The organism is Deinococcus fonticola, from assembly GCF_004634215.1.
Classification (GTDB): Bacteria; Deinococcota; Deinococci; order Deinococcales; family Deinococcaceae; genus Deinococcus; species Deinococcus fonticola.
The window spans coordinates 1-987 of record NZ_SMMH01000103.1; the positions used below are offsets into that span (position 1 = coordinate 1).

The 987-nt window shown below is 54.7% G+C and carries 1 protein-coding gene; it reads right to left on the reverse strand.

All coding sequences use genetic code 11. From position 1 onward, the window contains the following. Window positions 1–198: 198 nt before the first annotated feature. Window positions 199–861, reverse strand: a complete 663-nt coding sequence (locus E5Z01_RS19245; RefSeq protein ID WP_276321266.1) for a Tn3 family transposase — start codon at window positions 859–861, stop codon at window positions 199–201. Between the last annotated feature and the right edge of the window lie 126 nt (window positions 862–987).

A 987-nucleotide genomic window follows, 5' to 3' on the forward strand; every position in this document is an offset into this window, starting at 1 on the left:
GGGCGCGGATTGCGTTGGGGGCAGGTGAAAACCTGGACGGCCTTACGCTTGAAGGTGGCCCTCATCGTTGCCGCCTACAACTTACGCTTCGCACCTCCGCCCTTCGTTGTCAACCCCTAATCGCCGTCATAAAAGGGCCGTGACTACTGGAAAATTTGAAAGTTGCGTTAGGAGGCTAGGTTACAATTCGGGAGATGTTCAAAACGTCCAGTCAGCCTCATTGATCGCGTCTGGGTCACGCAGGGGCCGCATGGCCCCTGCTGCGATGTCATCAGCCATTTCAAAATGGTAACGGCCCAGCACATTGATGTGACCATGCCGCATCGGGGAAAGCCGCACCATGTCATCATCCTTGACATCCTCACCAATTTCTCTGATCCAGTCGAGAGAGGCTGAGATGTAACGGGTGTTCCAGACCGCAACCGCGTTCACCACGAGTCCCAGCACACCAAGCTGGTCTTCCATGTTCTCGCGGTAACGCTGGCGAAGTTCGCCTTTTCTGCCATGAAAAATCAGTCGGGCCAGTACCCAGCGGGCTTCACCGCGATTGAGTTGCCGTTGGATTTTCCTGCGGTAATCCTCGTCCTGAACGTAATTCAGCAGGTAAAGCGTCTTGGCGATGCGTCCCAGTTCAGCCACGGCTTTGCCAAGTCCTGACAGACTGCCGTTTTTGCCCAGTACGCGCATAATTTCGGGTGCAGGAACTGTTCCCTGTTTCAACGAAGCGGCAACCCTGAGCAAATCATCCCAATGGGACGCAATTAGCCCAGTATTGATCTGGTGGCGAGCGACCTCGTTGAGGTCGCCATAGTTGGCGTGCCGATCCATGCGCCAATACCGGGTGTGACCGATGTCCGCAATCCTAGTACAGCGTTCTAGAAATTATAATACTTAGCCTATGGGACGCCCAATTCAGTATGCGGTCGTGCTGAGTGCTGAGCAGGAGCAGTACTTGAAGAGCCTCACGTCAAAAGGAAGCGGCAAGGC